Annotated in this window: 19 protein-coding genes and 5 pseudogenes; 13 read left to right on the top strand and 11 right to left on the bottom strand. The window is 57.0% G+C overall.

Annotation, left to right across the window (positions count from 1 at the left end; translation table 11 throughout):
- A partial coding sequence (locus tag D8Y22_RS19725) for a helix-turn-helix domain-containing protein (RefSeq protein WP_246084527.1) occupies positions 1-448 on the bottom strand: 448 nt, incomplete at its 3' end.
- A gap of 44 nt (positions 449-492) precedes the next feature.
- Positions 493-1152 (bottom strand): annotated as a pseudogene (locus D8Y22_RS19720) (IS4 family transposase); the annotation flags it as partial.
- 111 nt (positions 1153-1263) lie between these two features.
- On the opposite strand from D8Y22_RS19720, the gene D8Y22_RS19715 reads away from it, so the two are divergent.
- The 9 genes and pseudogenes from D8Y22_RS19715 (at position 1264) to D8Y22_RS19675 (ending at position 10478) form a co-directional block, all read left to right on the top strand.
- On the top strand, positions 1264-3252 hold the full coding sequence (locus D8Y22_RS19715; protein ID WP_141466370.1) for a PAS domain S-box protein: 1989 nt from the start codon (positions 1264-1266) through the stop codon (positions 3250-3252).
- A complete protein-coding gene (locus tag D8Y22_RS23460) occupies positions 3245-3469 on the top strand; it encodes a helix-turn-helix domain-containing protein (protein WP_141466369.1) in 225 nt (74 codons plus the stop codon). The genes D8Y22_RS19715 and D8Y22_RS23460 overlap by 8 nt, the downstream gene beginning before the upstream one ends.
- A gap of 259 nt (positions 3470-3728) precedes the next feature.
- Positions 3729-4365, top strand: a pseudogene (locus D8Y22_RS19705) (IS6 family transposase).
- Between the two features lie 98 nt (positions 4366-4463).
- Positions 4464-6017, top strand: a complete 1554-nt coding sequence (locus D8Y22_RS19700) for an ABC1 kinase family protein (RefSeq protein WP_141466368.1) — start codon at positions 4464-4466, stop codon at positions 6015-6017.
- A gap of 5 nt (positions 6018-6022) precedes the next feature.
- A pseudogene (locus tag D8Y22_RS23020) lies at positions 6023-6115 on the top strand (universal stress protein); the annotation flags it as partial.
- Between the two features lie 460 nt (positions 6116-6575).
- Positions 6576-7514 carry an ABC transporter ATP-binding protein gene (locus tag D8Y22_RS19690; protein ID WP_141466367.1) on the top strand — a complete coding sequence of 313 codons (939 nt, stop codon included), beginning with the start codon at positions 6576-6578 and terminating at the stop codon, positions 7512-7514.
- A complete protein-coding gene (locus D8Y22_RS19685; protein ID WP_141466366.1) occupies positions 7511-8293 on the top strand; it encodes an ABC transporter permease in 783 nt (260 codons plus the stop codon). Before D8Y22_RS19690 ends, D8Y22_RS19685 begins: the two co-directional genes overlap by 4 nt.
- 78 nt (positions 8294-8371) lie before the next feature.
- Positions 8372-9154, top strand: coding sequence for an ABC transporter permease subunit (locus D8Y22_RS19680; protein ID WP_141466371.1), 783 nt, complete (start codon positions 8372-8374; stop codon positions 9152-9154).
- Positions 9155-9380: 226 nt separating this feature from the next.
- Positions 9381-10478, top strand: a complete 1098-nt coding sequence (locus tag D8Y22_RS19675; protein ID WP_246084526.1) for a hypothetical protein — start codon at positions 9381-9383, stop codon at positions 10476-10478.
- A 586-nt stretch (positions 10479-11064) separates the two neighbouring features.
- Here D8Y22_RS19675 and D8Y22_RS19670 read toward each other — a convergent pair.
- Positions 11065-12183 (bottom strand): NAD(P)/FAD-dependent oxidoreductase, encoded by a 1119-nt coding sequence (locus D8Y22_RS19670; RefSeq protein ID WP_141466365.1) that lies wholly within the window; start codon positions 12181-12183, stop codon positions 11065-11067.
- Entirely contained in the window at positions 12180-12527 is a 348-nt protein-coding gene (trxA, locus tag D8Y22_RS19665; RefSeq protein WP_141466364.1) for a thioredoxin, read from the bottom strand. The genes D8Y22_RS19670 and trxA overlap by 4 nt, the downstream gene beginning before the upstream one ends.
- A 507-nt stretch (positions 12528-13034) precedes the next feature.
- Between trxA and D8Y22_RS19660 the strand changes: the two genes are divergently transcribed.
- Together D8Y22_RS19660 and D8Y22_RS19655 are read left to right on the top strand one after the other, a co-directional pair.
- Positions 13035-13319 carry a hypothetical protein gene (locus D8Y22_RS19660; RefSeq protein WP_141466363.1) on the top strand — a complete coding sequence of 95 codons (285 nt, stop codon included), beginning with the start codon at positions 13035-13037 and terminating at the stop codon, positions 13317-13319.
- A gap of 131 nt (positions 13320-13450) precedes the next feature.
- Positions 13451-13687: a sodium:proton antiporter gene (locus D8Y22_RS19655; protein WP_141466362.1), complete on the top strand. Its 237-nt coding sequence runs from the start codon at positions 13451-13453 to the stop codon at positions 13685-13687.
- 218 nt (positions 13688-13905) lie between these two features.
- Here D8Y22_RS19655 and D8Y22_RS19650 read toward each other — a convergent pair.
- The 6 genes and pseudogenes from D8Y22_RS19650 to D8Y22_RS19625 all read right to left on the bottom strand — a co-directional run.
- A pseudogene (locus D8Y22_RS19650) lies at positions 13906-14157 on the bottom strand (helix-turn-helix domain-containing protein); the annotation flags it as partial.
- A gap of 2 nt (positions 14158-14159) precedes the next feature.
- Positions 14160-14444 (bottom strand): annotated as a pseudogene (locus tag D8Y22_RS23015) (hypothetical protein); the annotation flags it as partial.
- Positions 14441-15220: a hypothetical protein gene (locus tag D8Y22_RS19640; RefSeq protein ID WP_141466361.1), complete on the bottom strand. Its 780-nt coding sequence runs from the start codon at positions 15218-15220 to the stop codon at positions 14441-14443. The gene D8Y22_RS19640 and the pseudogene D8Y22_RS23015, both read right to left, overlap by 4 nt.
- Positions 15221-16084, bottom strand: coding sequence for a hypothetical protein (locus D8Y22_RS19635; RefSeq protein ID WP_141466360.1), 864 nt, complete (start codon positions 16082-16084; stop codon positions 15221-15223). It abuts the gene before it with no gap.
- 12 nt (positions 16085-16096) lie between these two features.
- Entirely contained in the window at positions 16097-16738 is a 642-nt protein-coding gene (locus tag D8Y22_RS23010; protein ID WP_246084525.1) for a hypothetical protein, read from the bottom strand.
- Positions 16735-16968, bottom strand: coding sequence for a hypothetical protein (locus D8Y22_RS19625; protein ID WP_246084524.1), 234 nt, complete (start codon positions 16966-16968; stop codon positions 16735-16737). The genes D8Y22_RS23010 and D8Y22_RS19625 overlap by 4 nt, the downstream gene beginning before the upstream one ends.
- A 387-nt stretch (positions 16969-17355) precedes the next feature.
- On the opposite strand from D8Y22_RS19625, the gene D8Y22_RS19615 reads away from it, so the two are divergent.
- Entirely contained in the window at positions 17356-17625 is a 270-nt protein-coding gene (locus D8Y22_RS19615) for a ribbon-helix-helix domain-containing protein (RefSeq protein WP_141466358.1), read from the top strand.
- Positions 17626-17635: 10 nt separating this feature from the next.
- On the top strand, positions 17636-17935 hold the full coding sequence (locus D8Y22_RS19610) for a type II toxin-antitoxin system RelE family toxin (RefSeq protein WP_141466357.1): 300 nt from the start codon (positions 17636-17638) through the stop codon (positions 17933-17935).
- Between the two features lie 331 nt (positions 17936-18266).
- On the opposite strand, the gene D8Y22_RS19600 is transcribed toward D8Y22_RS19610, so the two are convergent.
- The coding region (locus D8Y22_RS19600; protein ID WP_174811928.1) for a potassium channel family protein at positions 18267-19146 on the bottom strand (880 nt) is incomplete at its 5' end.

Here is a 19146-nt window from a genome sequence, read left to right as displayed (position 1 = left end):
AATGAACGTCAATCTGGCACATCTTGTCCTCAGTCGCTTGGATCGAGGCTACCCAGCCACGTCCTGCGAACTGATATTGAAGATGCAACAGGCTATCGAACTCTTCGTTGATGAGGTGCTGAATCTCCTGTTTCTTCCAGGGCTCGTCCTCCTCGAGTAGGTCCAGGAGACGTTCTCGTTGGTTCTCGTCGAGCTTCGGGGGCCGGCCGCCCCCGAAGCTCGGTGTCAGAAGTCCGAGCCCACCTTTATTCCAGAGTCTGGCCCAGCGGCTGCCGGTTGATTGGGACATCCCGACATCGTCGGCTGCGTCTTCGAGTGTTGCACCCTTGTACAACCGTTTGATGAAGGTGAGCCGCTTGCTCACCTTCTCGTCATCTGTCTGTGTGAGCAAGCGGTCGAGATCGTCCTCACTGAGGTGACGGACGATCTCTTTTTCTTGTCCCGCCATTACCCTACCAACTCAAAGCATACCTAAATCTTCTGTGAACCACTACCGCGCCATTCCCGTAATTCCGCCGTAATCACCGGGTTCGCGTTCTGCTTCAACCGACTGACGAAGTAGCCGTCGTTCTCGTCGATCAGCGCAAACCGGCGGTACTTGAAGTAGGCGAGATCGAACAGCATGAGGCGGTTCTCAAGCCATGGTCCTGTCTTGAACAGGGTGCTGTCATGTGCTTTCTCGTCAGCAGTATCGATCCGTTCGATCGTCTGCTCTGTGGCATTGTGGAGCAGGTGGAGCTTCGCTCCAGCCTGCTCCTCATGGCGGGCTTCGAACTGATCTGAGAGAAATTCATGTAACCGCAACACCGTTCCATCGGCGATCATCACGTCTCTGAACCGGTCGACATCAGCGTCAACAGCATCAGGAACAGCGACCTCGTCGAGACCGTGCTCGACGAGGTCACGGAGGTACTTCGCAAGCGTCGGGGTCAACCGCTGATAGAACCCGCTGGGTGAGATCGTCTCATCGGCAGTCGAGTTGTAAGAGCGTCTGAACCCGGCGAGTGTTCGGCTTTCGCCTGCGGCGAAACCGAACACGAATGTCCAGACGAAGGCAGGAATCTGAAGCTTCCGATCACGTTCGACCACGCCGAGTTCCTCGGCGTGCTCTTCGAGGAACTCGGAGGGAAACAGTGTAGTGAGCCGACGCATAATTCGAGATGAGGAGCCGGAGTTGTGCACAGACTCGGCTTCCTCATTCCTTCCAAAAGATGTCTCGATAACCCGCCGCTATCACGCGGTTTCTTGCTTAACTGAAGACGGATGTCGGCGGATGAATACCTCAGAACCGACGCCGCAGAGCAAGCGAATCTCAAAGCGGCGTACGGTGTTCCGATCGAAGCAGAGGAGCGCCTCGAGGCCGTCTTAGTTTTCTATCTAACTGAAGAATGGCCAGTTGACTATCGACTGAGCCGGATCGTCGAGACGGTAGCTGCAAATCTCGGGACTTACGTCGCCAGAAAACGGGCTGAAGAAGCACTCAGGTCTGAACGGACGATACTCCGACGTCTGTTCGATACGAACCCGGTTGGAGTAATGGTCGTTAACAGTGGCGGTGTCATTACTCGGACGAATTCTCGAGCCGATAATATTTTTGGAGTGCCCGAATCTGGTCTCGTTTCGTGTGACTACACCGAACCTGGCGCTCAGTTGCTCAACAGCAGCGGTAAACCGGTACCAGAAGAGGAACACCCTATTAGCCAGGTGTTCGAGACTGGAGACGAGATTTACGACGAACAATTTCGGGTGGAGCGTCGGGATGGCTCCAAACTGTGGATTTCGATCAACGCTGCCCCTCTGTTCGATACGGACGGGGAAATCGAGCGGGTTGTTATTGCGTTTGAAGATGTCACCGAGCGCACGGAACGAGAACGGGAACTGAGTGCGTTTAGACGAGCCGTCGAGCATGCCGGCCAAGCGATCTATATTATGGATTCTGAGGGAAAAATCAACTACGCTAACGAGCGCTTCGAGGAGCTGTCCGGGTACGATTCTGAGGCGATTATCGGTACGACACCGGAGTTGCTTCTAGCAGATGGGAACGATATCGACGATGCATTGGAAACGGTTCAGTCTGGAGATATCTGGACCGGTGAAGTTACTAACCAACGAAAATCGGGAGAAGAGATAGTTGTGAACCGAACGATTACACCGATAACAGACTCGCAGGGAGATATCGGCCGGCTTGTCGGTATTGACACCGACATCTCGGAACGGAAAGAACGTGAACGGTCAGTGCGGCATCATCGAGACGCACTTGATCGTGCTAAGCAATTACTCGGGACTCTTGCTGGTGTTCACGGAACAATGCTCGAGGCGTCCAGTTTCGAGGAGCTTCAGAAGTCTGTCTGCGACTACCTCGGAAATTCTGGTATCTACTCCGGTGCATGGTGTGGGCGAGTTCATTCCGATGATACTGTTTCCATCACTGCTACTAACAACGTCGATGCAGCAGTTATCGAAGATGCGATCGTCAAGTCCCAATCGCCGTCGTTTAACCTGATCCAGAGGGCAATCGAGACGGGGAAAATACAAACTGCTAGACGAGTCCCCGGTAACGAACCAGACGACGTGGCGCTTCCTCTTCCCGAACACGACGACACGGCCGTTGCAGTGATTCCAATATCGTATGGAGAGGCAATTTACAGCGTCCTTTGTTTGTATTCGAGTCGGAGTACCGCATTTGAGGGCACCGAACGATCATTGCTTTCAGATCTCGGCAACCGAATTGGTGCAGATGCGTACGCCATTACAACTGAAGAATTACTCCAAACGAACGACCGTGTCGAACTTGAATTTGAAACCGGTACGTCCGATATACTTGCCACAATTAGCGAGGAGCACGATTGTTATATAGAGATGAATCGTGTCATTCCAGCGGGTGATGGTTTTATTCACTATTTGGTCATCAACGGTGCATCACTTGACGCTGTCAAGCAACGACTTTCGGCTGCCGCTGGCATTACCGATGTCAGTCTTCTCGAAAACAGTGACCGGCCACAACTTCGTTGCCATCTTTCAAACGACAGTCTCACGGTTGCACTCGGCGAGCATGGTGTGAAGGTTTCCGCTGGATCGTTCCGTGATGGAACTGGCCGTGTCGTCGCAGAAGTGACTGCACAGACGGATGTGCGAAGGCTACTTGAGCAGGTTCGTACGGTCGTCCCGGACACTGATCTCATCGCTAGAAGAACAATCAACCCGCATGATGATAGAACGATGACGGGGGGATCCTTTCGAAGTATTGACTAACCGACAACAGGACGCACTCGAACTTGCTTACCGGTCCGGATACTACGAGGCCCCCCGACAGATTTCTGGTGAAGAACTCGCTGAGGAATTGAATATTTCGTCGGGAACGTTTTACCAACATCTCCGACGTGCTCATCAGAACCTCATTGATGCCGTTTTTCAATTGAACCTAGATAGTGGTGCCAGTAAACAGTGTGATGAGATGAGCACACAATAATAATGATGTGTATTTAAATAGTATACTTTGATCCTATATCTCGTTATATGGGGTATTTTACAACCATACTGTAGTAATTTGCCCCGATTTTTGTTCACTGTCTAATCTATATAACCGCTGCAAGTCGATGCACACCTGATCGTACGACTGCTGTGCGATCAGCATATACATAGTTCTAGATGTTATTATAGTCGAAGTAGCGATAGGGCGGTGTTCAGATAAGGACGAAGGGTGAGGTGGTTCGTTTTCTGAGTGGTCTATGCCCGAAAACGACCGCCTCAACGGTTGTTTAGACGAGATCAACGTAGAGTTTGTTGAACGAGAAGCGACACCGCGATTGTTGATGAAGCTCAGTATTCAGTTGCATCTCGCTGGACTCTCGCTTTCGAATACTGTATCCATCCTTGAGATACCCGGTGTCAAACGCGCTCGATCCACCGTTCACAATTGGGTTCACACGGCCGATTTACAGCCTGAATCTGGTCGGTATCCAGATCACGTTGCGGTTGACGAGACGGTGATCCAACTGCATAATGAGCAGTATTGGCTGTACGCCGCAGTCGATCCCAAGACAAAACGAATTGTTCCATACAAAGCTTGAACCGACAACAACGAAGGTTCTCGCTCATTCGTTTCTTACGGAACTCTCCGAGAAACACGATGTCTCCGATGCCGTGTTTCTCGTCGATGGATCGCACTCGTTACAAGATGGATGTCAGCGTCACGGCCTCGATTTCTGATACGAGAAACATGGAAATCGGAATGCTGTTGAACGTGTCTTTAGAGAAACAAAACCACGAACTCTCTGCTTCCCAAACTGCTTTAGCAATGCCAAAGCAGAAACTGCCGACGACTGGATCAGATCGTTCAGCTTCGCATGGAATCAGCTTATCTGAACACTACCCGGCGACGAACCAGTCAAATTTTAGTAGTGTCTCCCGAAACGGGTAGGTATGGATCGCCATCGAATCACACGCGCCGGTGTTCGTCGGCGATGAGATTCTACTATCGGTATCTCCAGGTTCTCGTTCGATTCCTACCAATCGCGATCGCACTCCTCAGGGATCGTCGACGATTCGTGCTGTTTGGACCCTCGCGGTCCGTCTCGGAGTCCGTTCACCGGGAGCGGGGCGAGCGACTGACACAGACGATGCTCGATCTCGGTCCGGCCTTCATCAAGGTCGGACAGGTGCTCTCGACGCGACCCGACATCGTTCCGCCGGCTTACGTCGAGTCCCTCTCGAGTCTGCAGGACGAAGTTCCCGAAGAGACCGGCGGCGACCCATACACCGTCCTCGAAGCAGAACTGGAGGACGCCCTCGACCTCGAGACGGTAACGCCGCTCGCCGGTGGCTCGCTCGCGTACGTTTATACCGCCGAGTACGAGGGCGAGCGGATCGCGCTGAAGGTTCGTCGCCCTGACCTCGCGGCGATGATCGAGCGGGACCTCCGGGTCATCCGACGACTGCTGCCACTCGTAACGTTCTTCGCCGACGAACGCCAGCAGTATTCCCTTCGAAACGCCGCGAACGACTTCGAGGAGATCATCCGCGACGAACTCGATTTCGAGCGCGAGGCGGCGGTGATGGACGACATCGGTGCGAACCTCGCGGACGACGATCGGGTCGTCGTCCCGGACACGTATCCAGCCCTGTGTTCGGACCGAATCGTCGCGATGGAGTACGTCGAAGGGACGAAGATTACCGACGATGATGCGTTCGCCGACGCCTCGACCGACGAAACCGAAATGGCGACGCTGATCACGCGAACGTACCTGCGGATGGGGCTCGTCGACGGCGTGTTCCACGCCGATCCACACCCCGGCAATCTCGCAGTGACCCGCTCGGGGCAACTCGTCATCTACGATTTCGGGATGAGCCAGCGGTTGACCGCCCAGGAGCAGGCCGATATTACTGCGCTCTATCGCACCCTGGTCAGACGAGATGTCGACGGACTGGTAGACACCCTGATCGCGCTCGAGGTTCTCGACTCGACGGTCGATCGCGTGGCAGTCCGTCGCGTCCTCGACCTGGTGATCGAGACCCTCGGGGGGCGCTCGGAAATTACGTGGCGGGCGATTATCACTGAACTGTTCACGATGCTCCACGACTTTCCGTTTCGTATTCCGCCGAACGTGATGTTGCTCGTCAGAGTCGGCACCGTCGGCGAAGGCGTCTGTCGGAGCCTCGATCCCGAATTCGACTTTCTACGGGCGACGCGGTCGTTCCTCGTCGATCACGGCTTCATCGAGAGCGAACTCGAGGCGTTACTCGAGGAGATCCAGGACGACATCCGGCGATCCGCGCCGGTCGTGGCAGGATTGCCGGCCCGGACCGATACCGTGTTAGGACAACTCGAGCGTGGCGAACTCGTCGTCAGAACGGATCCCATCGAGTCGACCACTACCGATTCAGGGCTCGGCTACGCCGTTCTCTCGAGTGCGTTCGTGCTCGCAGCGGCGCTGTTGTCGTTTCAGAACGTGCTGTACGCTGCCATCGCGTTCGTGGTTGCTATCGTGTTTCTTCTGTCGTACGTGCGGGCCTATTAGGTGCCAGCGACGGTCGAACGGGACCGTCGCGCGTCTTGCTCGGGAGTCGTGCCGAACGGATTGCTCGACGAGCCCCAGTTCCGGTGACGATCGTTCGATACTCGTCTCGAAGAGCGTCCGCACGGCTCACTCGTCAGCGCCGAGACATACCATCGCACGCTCTGCCGTATCGCGTAACAATGTCTCGTCCTCGGTGCGCACTTTGACCGCAGCGGTGCTGTCGAATCCCTAGATCGTCTCTGTCATGCGATCGAGCGAGTCACCGACGGTCAGGCCACAGTCTCCATACCCACTCATACGCTTCTCGGCTCTTAGTAACGGTGTCGACCGACGGGGATCGGGACGGGGCTGCCATCCTCTTTCGTCAGTTGTTGTCGTCCGTGTCGCCCGTTCATACGGGTAACAACTGCAACGATGTACACATCCATCGCCGATCCGTCTGGGGATCAGGTGAGCATTGACCTTCAGTAGCTACTATACGATTTCAGTTTGTATTCCGTTTCGTTCTCGTGGTACTCTGGACCATCGTTTAACGTAGTCATCGCTGATGATCAGCGTATGGCACCGATCGAGATTGAGGATCTCACCAAGCGATACGGAGATCTCGCCGCGAATGATGCGGTCGTGTTCGACGTTGAACGCGGCGAAATCTTCGGCTATCTTGGTCCGAACGGGGCAGGCAAGACGACGACGATCCGACTGTTGCTTGGACTCATCAAACCCACTGCCGGAACGGCTACCGTCCTCGGTGCCGACATTCGAGATCGACGAGCACTCACCGGCGTGAAAACCAACATCGGTTACCTCCCAGATACGCTCGGGTTCGAAGAACGACTGACCGGCACGCAGGTGCTTGATCACTTCGCTCGAATGCGCGGCGACGAGCGACGAGCGGAACTTCTGGATCTGTTTCGACCACCATTGGAAAAGCCAGTCGAAACGTATTCGTCGGGAAACAAGCGAATGCTCGGGATCGTCCAAGCGTTCATGCACGATCCGGATCTCGTCATTATGGACGAACCGACATCCGGACTGGATCCGCTCAAGCAAGATCGACTGCACCAGTTCCTCGAAGCCGAACGGGACGCTGGAACGACCATTTTCCTCTCGTCGCACGTCCTCAGCGAGGTCCAGCGCGTTTGTGATCGCGTGGGGATTATCCGAGCCGGCAAACTGATCGCCTTAGAAAACATCGATGATCTGCTCACACAGAGCGGCAAAAACGTGTGGGTCCATCTCGAGGAACCAGTTGAAAACGCACGGTTTCTCACCGACGACATGATCGACGTGGAGGTGACCGGTGCGACGATTCAGTTCACCTACACCGGCGATGTGAAAACATTGTTAGCACATCTCGTCCAGTTCGAGATCGTCGACGCTGACATCGGTGATCCACAGCTGGACGACATTTTCAAGCACTACTACGGAGACGAGGGCGAAACTGACGCTACAAACGAGGACGCGACACGGGAGGACACCACAGCGGAGGTAGAATGACGGCGATCCTGCGTAACGAATCCGGCAAACTGCTGCACAGTTCGGTATTGCTGACCGGAATGTTGGCGTTGCTCTCAGCGTTCATGTTCGCTGCGTACCCCGGCTTTGCTGAGGAAGCGGAGTTCGTTGAGGAGGCGTTTCCGCCGGTCCTCATCGGTCTCTTCGGATTCGAAGCGCTGCACACGATCGAGGGGTTCGTCGCAAGTTACCTCTTCTCGCTCATCTGGATCCTGTTTGCCGGCATGTTCTTCGCGTATGTCAGCGCGGGTCTGATCGTCGAGGACGTTCGAACTCGGAAGATGGATCTCATCCTCTCGAACCCCGTTTCGCGGGAGTCGGTTGTGCTCCAGAAGGTGGCGGCACTGTGGGTACCCCTCGTCGTGGTGAATGCTGGCTTACTGGTCGTGCTTCTCGTAGGTGCGAGCGTCCTCGGCGAGTCGCTCGATCCCGTCGATCTGGGGATGGTGCTCCTGCTCAGTGTTCCATATCTGCTGGTCTGTGTCGGTATCGGGATCGTGCTGTCGGTGACCGTCGATCGCGTCGAAACAGCACAGGCGAGTGCACTGGGACTGGTATTTATTCTCTGGCTAGTCGATGGCCTTTCCGACATGGATCCCGATTTCGAGTGGATCGGTACTTTTACCCCGAGCCGGTACTTCACACCGACGGACGTCCTCGTTCATCAGGAGTACGCCTACGGTGACGCTGGGATCCTTCTCGCGGTCTTTCTCGTCCTGCTCGGACTTGCGGTCGTCATCTTTGCACGGAGGGATATCTGAGATGTGGACCAATCACACGACACCTACGACGGTCGACAGTCGCGCTCGCTGGATCGACGACAGGGCAGAGGGATCGCCATGACGGCCATACTGCGTCTGGAATCCAGAAAGCGAATTCGGAGTTCGGTCGTGCTGGTCGTCGTCTTCGCACTTCTGTCTGCGCTCTACTTCTCGATGTTTCCGAGTATCGAAGAAGACATCGAGGAGCTTATGGAAGGCTTTCCAGATTTCTTCTTCGACTTGTTCGGAATCGAAGCGCTGCACACGATCGAGGGCTTCATCGCCGCAGAGATTTACTCGTTCTTCTGGGTCGTCCTCGTCGGCATCTATTTTGCGTACATCGGTGCCGGACTGATCGCCGGAGACGTTCGCGACCGCAAGATGGATTTGACGCTCTCGAACCCCGTCTCACGGGAGTCTGTCGCGCTCCAGAAAGTAGCTGCGTTGTGGACTCCGCTGGTGCTGTTGAACGTGGGGGTGGCAGTTATCGTCTACATTGGTGCGATCGTGATTGGAGAACATATCGACCCTGTCGCCCTCACGATGGTGCATCTGCTGTCGGTTCCCTACCTACTGGTTTGTGCCGCTATCGGACTCGTGGCCTCCGTCATCTTCGACCGCGCGAGAAGCGCCAGGGCGATGGCGCTGAGTCTGGTGTTCGTCCTCTGGCTGCTCGACGGCATCTCCCAGTTGGATCCGGATTTCGAGTGGGCCGGTGTCCTCTCGCCGAGTCGGTATTACGACGAAACGGCAATCCTCGTCCGCGAGGAGTACGCCTATCCTGATGCCGTCGTTTTGCTGGTGGCGTTTCTCGTCTTGCTTGGCGTTGCGACCGTCATCTTCACGCGAAGAGACATTTAAACGGATTTTACTTTTGCTGAGTCTCTATAGTACCCACTGAGACTGTTCCGCCCTGATCGCACTATTCGCGGATCTTACACACTCCGTTTGTTCCGAACCACGTCCGTTCCAAACCGCGCTCATGTCGTGCGATCGGGTGTGAACCGATGTCTAGTGACTCCCATACCAATCAACTAAATTGAACGATGGCGGGGGCTATATTGAAATCGTCCGTGTACGAAGGCCGATGAAACCGAACCGGCGGGACCTCCTCAAACGCGCAAGCACAGCGGCAATGATCGCTACAGTCGGACTGGCGGGTGCAACGACAGTCGGAGCACATCCACACTCACGTCCAGCAGTCGACGACGATCTCCCGGAGTACAGTCGATGGCTCACACTCGAGACCGGCGACCTCGAGTTTGTCTCTGTCGACTGGGAGACCGTCGGCGAGTATGTCGAAGACGAACTCGAGGACGCACAGACAGAAGACGATCCGGAACTACCGGCGGAGTTCGAAGCCGATCCGATGATCGCGCCCGTCTCGGAGGGAATGATTTCGACGTACTTCTTCGTCGGGCTCACTCTGGCTCCGTACGGACTTGGAAGGCTTCTCGATGAGACGACGTTCGGCTCGACGCCTCACAGCGTGGTGTTGACCGATGTGGCGTTCGTCGCGACGGGGATCGATTCCGATAAGATCGGCGAACAGTTGACACAAGAGACGGAGATCGAGTTTATCAGACAGTTCGAACAGACGGACGATATCGGAGATTACGGCGTGTATATGCCGGTCGAAGACGTAGCGGACGACGATGTACTGATTGCCGTCGGCAGCGAGGAACTCATCGTTGCCGATAGTATGGCCGTCGGCGCGAGCGATGATTCAATGGCGATACTCGAGACGGTCATCGGCGCTTCAGACGACGAAATAGACAGGGCGAGCGACGAATCCGAATCGTTCGAGTGGCTCCTCGAGACTGGTGGTCACGGCGACGTCACCGCTGGACAGTACGGTGATCCAGCCGCTGATGAGGGGTTCGTCGATCTGGCGTTCGAGGGGCTCGAAGACGCCGAGGGGATCGTCTCGTCGCTCACCATCGAAGACGAGACGACATCGACTGGCGACTTCGCGGCGATTATCGACAACCCTGACGAGGACGCACTGCAAGAGAGAATCGGTGCCTCCGGCGAAGACCAATCGGTGACCGTCGACGGCGACCGCGTGACTGGCACGGCGACGTGGCGAGAGGAAACCGTGACTGGGACGCAGTCTCTGCAATTCCTGATACTGTTGGACAGAACTATTCAACGATCGGTCGCAGTACTGCGGCCGTCACCGTAAGGACGGCCGCGAATTCGCGACCGACGTGTCACTGACTTCTGTCCGACAGTATCACGTACCGCCGATCGCGGATCCCGGCCTGTCGATCGACGGTACATAGGTACAGCAATCCGTATGACAGGCCAGCCTCTGGTCGCATTCCCGTGTCGATCCTTGTCAAAAGGGGACTATTCAAGGCTATCAACGTTTTTGGTTTTAACGCGCAAAACCATACAGCAACGTGTCCGACATAGAGAATTTTTACTTTCAGCTCACGCTTCCGCAGAGAAGTGCCAAAAAAGCAGTTATCGACAGTTCAGTGTCGTTCGTCGTCCACGGCGAAACGGATGACGTTTGGCGAAGCGTCGTTGCGACGGGATATCTTGAAGAACCGACGGGGTTACCGACGGACTCCGCTGCCGGTCAGAGGATGTGAGCGGTTGCTATCCTGACAACCGAGATATTTGATCGAACACGGTCGAAGATTCCGCTCCAAGACTTTCAGGTCATGCCAGAGTCAATAACGGAACGCATGGAAGCAAAATAAGTCGCCAACAAGTCTGAGAAATGTAGCGCCGATCGGAGACGGTTGATCTATATATGGACGTTAGTCACTCGCGTCGACTTCGATGGGTGCCGCGTCAGGTTCGGCGTGCTGATCCTGCTCGGTTGCCACCTCGCGTTCGGCTGCCCGTTTGTCGAGCCAGTTCTCGGCATCGAGGGCAGCCATGCTCCCAGTACCGGCTGACGTGATCGCCTGTCGGTAGTCGGGGTCCATCACATCACCCGCCGCGAAGACACCTTCGACAGTCGTCTCCGTCGTCATCCCCTCCCGGGTTTCGACGTGGCCGGTGTCGGCCAGTTCGACCGGTGTTTCTTCGAGAAAGTCCGTGTTCGGGACGTGACCGACGCCGTAGAAGATCCCACCGACGTCGACGGTCTCACGTTCGACCTCGCCAGCATCTCGCGTCTTTGCCGCTTGATCTGCCACGTCGCCGTGTGCCGCGCTCGCCTCGAGTTTCTGCTTCGGATAGCCGTCAGGGTGGCTCACCAGGGTTGCACCGGTGACGCCCTCGTCCTGCGAGCCCTGGATTTCGAGGAGTTCGGTGTTCCAGCGGAACGAGACTGCGTCGTGGTCGCGAGCGCGTTCGGCCATAACCTCGGAGGCGCGAAGTTCGTCGCGACGGTGAACGATCGTAACGCTGTCGGCGAACTTTGTCAGGAAGAGCGCTTCTTCCATGGCGCTGTCGCCGCCACCGATCACGAGCACGTCGTCGCCGCGGTGGAACGCGCCGTCACAGGTCGCACAGGTCGAGACACCGTACCCCATCAGCTCGTCCTCGTTCTCAGCACCGACCAACCGGGCACTGGCGCCGGTCGCAACGATCAGGGCGCGCGTTCGAAGCTTCTCTCCGTTCGAGAGACTGAGTTCGAGCGGCCGGTCGTCGAGCGTCACGTCCTCGACGGTCCCGTGGACGAACTCGGCGCCGAAGCGCCCGGCCTGTTCTTTCCCGCGCTGGATCAACTCCATGCCACCGACGCCCTCGGGGAAGCCGAGGAAGTTCTCGACATCGGTCGTCAGCGTCAGCTGGCCGCCCGGTTCCGGACCCTCGAGCACGAGCGGCTCGAGGTCGGCCCGCGCGGCGTAAACCGCAGCCGAGAGGCCGGCGACACCGGAGCCGACGATCACCACGTCGTGGACGAGTGTGTTCGTGTCCTCGTTCATTCAGTGTAGCCCTCGATCAGGTCTCGGAGTCGATCCGCCGGCAGTGCGCCGGTGTGTTGTTCGACCTGTTCGCCGTCGGCGAAGAGCACGAGCGTCGGTACCCCGCGAACGCCGTACGTACCTGCGAGTTGCTGGTGCTCGTCGACATCGACCTTTGCGATCACGCCCTCAGTCTCACGCGCCAACTCTTCGAGAACGGGCTCGAGCATCTTGCAGGGGCCACACCAGTCGGCGTAGAAATCCACGAGCACGATGTCGTGGTCGTCGACGATCGCCTCGAGGTGGTCTCCACCCTCAACGTGAATCGGTTCGTCGTTCGATTCGGAGTATACGTCAGTTGCCATCACTCCACTGTAGGGCCCGACAGTGTTTAAAGGTTTTGTGCGTATTGCACAATATAGTATAGGATTTGGGCACCGGTCGTGGATCAACGATAGCTAACCCGGCGATCGGACAGATGGCAAAGAGGCAAGCATCGAGAGTCACTGACCCGCAGCCAAAAATGAGTCCCAGATGGCGAAGCTATCGAGTTGATGAGAATACACGTTGGGCGTTACGGTCGTTCGCCTAGACTGAATTATTGGCATAAATCTACTGAAGGGCGAGGTCATCAACCACGAAGAACGAGCAAGTCAGTACAATCGAACGCAGTAGGTCAAAGGACGAACTAGAGGAACCTGATCCAAAATCGTCGGTGTGAATCGAGGTGCCAGATTCTTTCAGTACAGAAGAGATACTTATTTGTGGCCACTGAATTCAGGATCAATCTACAAACAGTACAGGTAGCGAAACCTGCGTTCACGAATAGCAGTAGGAGAAATCACTTCCGTCTACCTCCAAAATGAGAACATATGACAACCGATTCCGAGGAGCCCGTTCGGGTGTGGCTCGTCGAGCGGACGTACTCCGACGACGAGCAAAACTTAATTATCCTCACGTACGCCACCGCCGATGGAGAGCGATACTTCCGTAAGGAGCGGGCACTCACTTCTTTCACCGACGTTCGCGACACGACTGCTGCCGTTGACGCCAACTCTGATAACCTTGGCACCGTCAACGATTCCGATCTGCAAGAGCAGTACGCTGCTGAAGCCCAGCGTATGGCAGATATCCACGACCCTGACGATATTATTTAACTTCAGGCTTTGTTGAAATCCTCCGCGGGTGATAGCTTCACACCCTCAATTGCTCAGTACAGGTGATTTACTGAGCAAATGTCATACAGAAGGCCGAAAGTTTGAGATAGTTTGATGGTGAATATTACCATATGAAGGTCCCCAAACTTGATGTCAGATACCTCGTTAAATCGGCAGGTGTCGTCGTTCTCGTTATCGCGCTATTGCAGTATTTTGGGGGAATACTGGTTGAAACCCCTGGGCAAATTGATTTCACAGGGTTAGCGACAATCGGGATGATGTTTCTCATATTTTCCGCTATGATTGGGATAATCTCCGCAAACACATCTCTCCCGACGCCCGACTGGGCTGTGAGGAGCGATCAATAAGCAGTTCTCATCGACCATTTGTTTTAGGAAAGAATATATATGAAGAAAGGAATTTCGACAGAGCCAACTTTCATGTATCCCATTACCAGTTCACTAGACGACTCGTTTTACCGGATTCCACACCTCATTATTGATTTGACTTCGTATAATTGGTGTTAATATCTGATACTTATATATTCAAAAATAACAATGTATAATCGAATGATGCCAGGGAATCTTCAACTCTCAGCGGCAACTGCGCTCTCGTCAACGGATTCGTACTTGTCCTCGAACTCCTGAATGAGCTGGCCCATCTTCGCGTACCAATCGTTTAGCTTGCGCTGCATGTCGTCGGCGATCTGGGACGGATCGGTCGGGTAGTAGACGTGATAGTATCCACCCTGGTCGTAGTTGATCTGTTCCTTCTGGATGAATCCTGCCTGGAGCAATCGCTGGATCGATCGGTACGCGGTCGAGCGTTCGCGGTCAACCGAAGCCAGGGGTGTGACGGATCGCGCATCAGGAACAGGTCATCGTACGCTTCGACGTCTGGCAGACCGCTCCCGAGGTACGGGCGGATACCCGACTGGCTGTGTTCTTCAGGGAACGTCCCAACCTGTCCGGGAACGAAGATGCCGTGACTGGCGTGGAGGTGCTGATGGAGATCGTGCGAGATGTGCTGACCGAGGGCGTGCATGATCGCGTTCCCTGAGACGTAGTACGGATGGCCGATGTAGTCCATCTCCAGCTCCCAGTGAACCTGCTGGATGCGCGTCACTGGTCGAACACCTCCCGGAAGTCCTCGATGTACTGGAGCGCAGTAGACCATGATCCGATCCGACGGAGGTTCGCATTCAGCACCATGTCGTACTTGTCGTGCGCCGTGTCCAGCGGATGTGCCTCCAAGCGGTTCCACGCCGACGCCCACAACCGCCACGGACGGCTCCCGAGTCGGGCCGACGGCTGACCTTGAGCGTCGATGTCGATCCGCAGGGCGAACTCCTGGCCCGCGTACACCGTTCGGTGGGGCACGATCTCGTCGGCGTCGTCGACGACCAGGCGGAGATCGACGAACTCGTGGCCGTCGCGGTAGTTGTCCAGCAACGCCGCCACGAGCAGCGTGTGGTACTTCAGACTCGTGTAGGGGTAGTAGACGCTCTCCGTGAACCCCGAGACAACGTTGCTGTCCAGCCACGTCCGATGCATTGTCTCTGGGTCGTCTTCGGTCAGGAGTTCTCTCACGGCGCTCTCGACGCCGTTGCGCGTGAACTCCTGTGGGTCATATCGGCTTTCACCCTCGATGAGCGACAGCCGGTAGAGCGTCTCGTGGTTCTCGACTGTTGGCTCAGGCTGGCCGCTGGGCCGGCTCAGTGCCGACGCATCGTCGTCCGCACCGTGAGGGACGGTCTGGTTCACGGGCACCCCCGCGAAGGTCTCGGGGGCGTACTCGTGGGGGTGGCCGTTCATCTTGTGGGCGTCGTGGCGGTAGGCCGCGACCATCACGTCCTGGTCGCCGTCACCCTGAAAGTCACTGAGGGTAGTGTTTTTGCCCATCTACGGTCCACCCTCAACACGTTCCTCGAGCGCATCGACGAACGCCGGACGGTACTCTTTTTCCCACCGGTCGTCCTTCTCGTCCATCGCGTTCGTGTTCCCTTTCCCGCGGTCGAAGACGCGCTTCAGTTCGCGCTCCTCGTAGAGCGGGTTGATCAGGTGGCAGTCGATGATACCCGCGCCGAAGTTGCGAGCGCCACCCAGCTGGTGCATGAAGTCCGTCTTGTGTGCATCGAGGAAGTCGATGCTCTCCGCGAGTAGGCCGATGAACTCGGGCTTCATCTCCCGGAAGGAGAGGTGCCAGCAGCCGTCCAGATTCGCCACAGCGCCGATCTCTGCGTTCCGCAGCGGTTCGCGGTTGTCTTCCCGGTTCCGCGAGACGATGTTTCGGTTGAGCCGGCGGTAGTGGCTCTCGGCCTGGCCGCGCGTGTAGTCCACGCTGGAGCGGACGGGATTGAACGTGACCGGGCGGCGCATCACCTTTCCGGGGACACCACCGAAGCCACCGAAGAGATCGAAGACCACACAGCCGTCGTCTTCCTTCGGATCGTCAGTGCATGCACCCTTCTCGTGGTAGCCGGCGCCAAGGTCGCGCTCGTAGCCGCCGTCTTTCATGAAATTCGCGTTGGCCTCGCCAGGGTGGCAGGCCGTCCCGTCGTACTCCTGAACGGTCTCTTCCATCCCGTGGCGGAGCCAGCCGGAAAGCGGGAAGGCGGGGATGATGCCGCCGATCTGGTTCTGCGGGTCGTCATCCTCGTAGTTGCCGTTCGAGGCGTGATGGCGGTCGGTCATGATGCTGTCGCCGACCACCAGCAGGTCGGTCTGGATCCGTACGAAAACGTCGGAGTTGATGTCTTCAATCATCTGCATGGTAGGTCAGTTCAGTTGGTTCAGCGAGCTCGGCTCGCTGTGCGATGCTGAGGGCGGCGCTCTCGTCTCGGGAGACCGTGCCGACGGGGCAGTCCTCGGTGGTGCACTCCACGGCATCCTGGCCGACAGAGCCGAGGTCGCCCAGACGTGGCACTGCTGAGTCGTGTACTTCGGATCGACGTACGTCACTGGAATGCCCGCGTCGCGGGCCTTCACCGCGATGGCGTGCTGGAGCGCCGGGAGCAACCACGTCCCCACGTCCGAGGCCGTCCGGCGCTCCCACAACGGGGCGTCACAGAACGACAGGTCTTCGAGCACCAGCATCGGCGCAGCGAACTGCCCTGCGTACCGAACCAAGCGGACAGCCGCGTCGTAGGCCACTATCTCGTCGAGAGTCTGCTCGAGTTCGGTGATCGTCTGGAAGGCATCGAGATTCAGGACTTCGATGAATGCTCCGTCTTCCGCGTAGACGTGCCAGACGTTCCGGATTTGGTCGTCGCCAACGTTACTGTACAGCTTGAGCCCGTGGTACTCCAGCACAACACCGTAGGGATATGCCCCCTCCATCATCCGGCTAAGGAACTCGTGGGTCTCGTAGGGCACGTCCTCACGCGGGGCGATGATGTCAGTCGGCTCTGGCAGACTCATTGCCCACCCTCCAGTACAGCCATCCGTTCGGTTTCTTCATCGATGATCTCGACCAGCTTCTCTTGGGCGTCGTCGTCGGCATCGACGCCGTTGTAGTTGATGTCAGACGCCACCCAGCCAGCACAGTCGCCACAGAGCTGCCCGGCGAGTCGTCCAGGTAGGTCTGCCGCCCCAAGCGGGAACTTCACCTCGAAGTAGAAGCCGGGTGAGATGTCATCGCCGCACTGCATACACCGGCCTTCGCCGTTGTCGTGGTTCTGGACGTGCTGGCACGCCTGGCAGATGTCGGCTTCGAGCGGGGCAATTGAGGCGCTTGATGGAATGGCTGGTACTTCCGAAATCGCCGATGAGGTTGGTTGCACCCGGCGGACGGCCTACACGCGGCTCAAATCTCTCGAAGAGAACGGTCGTGTAGAAATCCGGCAAGTTGGGAATTCCTTGGTGTGGGTCGCCGCCGGATAAAGCCATCAAATTACCAATAAGAAGTACTCCAGTTCCTCCGCCCAGTTCGTCGATCTCCCCCATCTCGCATTTTGTCCGTTCCCGCGATTCTGATTATGTTAGAGTTGATGAAGGTGAGCGACAGTTCTTTGTGTACCACGAGAGTACCACAGACTATGAGTACCGACTCGGATGAGAATGGTTCGGAGATGGTTAAATTGAACGTCAAAGTTCCTAAACGGCTCTTAGATGAATTGGATGAATTGTCCAACGAATTGGATTACACCAACCGCTCGGAGTTCATTCGTGAGGTGCTGCGCGACACCACGGAACCGATTCTGACGCCCGGCGCGCAGGAGGGCGTCTCGGAGGGCTACGCGGATGTTGCAGCGGGGCGGACGATGTCCACGGACGAGGCCCGCGAACGCCTCGGTATCGACGACTGAGGGCTGAACGGTGGCTCACGAGGTCGTTCTGACGGAGACGTTGGTCGAAACGCTGGAACAGTTCGAGACCGATGACGCCGAGCGGATCATCAACAAGTTGGAGGACATCGGCGACTTCCCGGACCACTTTCTTGACCGGTTGAAGAACCATCCCGGCTACAAGCATCGAGTCGGTGACTTCCGCGTGCTGATCGATTGGGACAAGGACAACGAAGTGATCTACGCCATCGACGCCTTCGAGCGGAAGAAGGAGTACCGCGAACTCGGGAAGTACCGTGAGGTATGGGGGTCGTGGCGAGATGATAAGTAGGTGGTGAAAGGCCGTAGCAAAGGAGAAAGACGACGACGCCGACCGCGATCCCGAGTCGAAGGGTAAAATCCACGAGCGGTGGCAAGAGAAGGCGGAGATTTCAAGCCGGTACACCGAGGCCAAAAAGAAGTTGCCAGACGACCCGCGGGACGATCCGTGGGCGCACACGGCACTCCTGAGCCGAAATCCCTATTTCGGATAGGGGCCGCGCTGGTGTAAGGGTTGTGTGGATATTGCGAAAGTTCGATAAATGCTGTTCTCAGCGGTAGAGACAGACGATTGAATCCAACAGTTGAACTGTGTCGCCGTTGGTCGCTCAGCCGGGAGTGCATTACTCGTGAGGATGGAACCGCTTGATGGCGCGATCAACAGCGTCGGTTTGGCCGAGGAACGTCACGCGATCGCCGTCCCGGAGTTCGTGGTCTCCTGTCGGAACCTCCGTCGCACCGTTTCGGTGGGTGAGCAGTCCGACGATGACTCCGTCGGGAATCTCCGCGTTGAGGTCGGCGATCGTCTTTCCGACGAGGTCCGTGGCCGTCACCTCGATCTCCTGGACGTCGCCGGTGCGGCCGAGTTCGTTCATCCACGCCGACAGCGACGGCCGTTCGAGAACGTTCTCGAGCGACCAGGCCGTGGCCATCGAGAGATCGATCGCGTGGACGCCGAGCGATTCGAACGCGTCGACGTTGTCGGGCTGGTTGACCCGAGAGGCGACGCTCTCGACGTCGTATGTCGTCTTCGCGAGCTGGCAGACCAGCAGGTTGACGTCGTCGTCCGGCGTGGTCGCGATGACCGTCTTCGCGTCGTCTGCGCCCGCCTCCTCGAGAACGTCGGCATCGGTGCCGTCGCCCTCGAGTGCGCGGAGGCCACGTTTCCGGGCCTTCTCGACCGCGTCGGGGTCGAGATCTATTAGCAGTACGTTCTCTCCGTCCTGTTCGAGCCGTTCTGCGAGAGACAGGCCGACCCGTCCCCCGCCGACGATTATTGTGCGCATTGGTGATACCTCGAGGTAATCCGCGATCTGTCGTGCGAGGCCGGCCTGAAGGACGACCGTCGCGAAGATGATGAGAAAGACGGTGCCGGCGAGCAGCTGGGCCTCCTGTGGCCGGCCGAGTGCCTGCAACTCGACGGCAAACAGCGTCGCGACGCTCGCGGGGATGATCCCGCGCGGGCCGACGGCGCTCAGGAAGAGCCGCTCGTTGTGCGTAAAC

The sequence above is a fragment of the Salinadaptatus halalkaliphilus genome (assembly GCF_006543045.1).
Lineage (GTDB): Archaea > Halobacteriota > Halobacteria > Halobacteriales > Natrialbaceae > Salinadaptatus > Salinadaptatus halalkaliphilus.
Note: the sequence above shows the minus strand (reverse complement) of the source record. Positions and strands in the feature narration are given on the sequence as shown.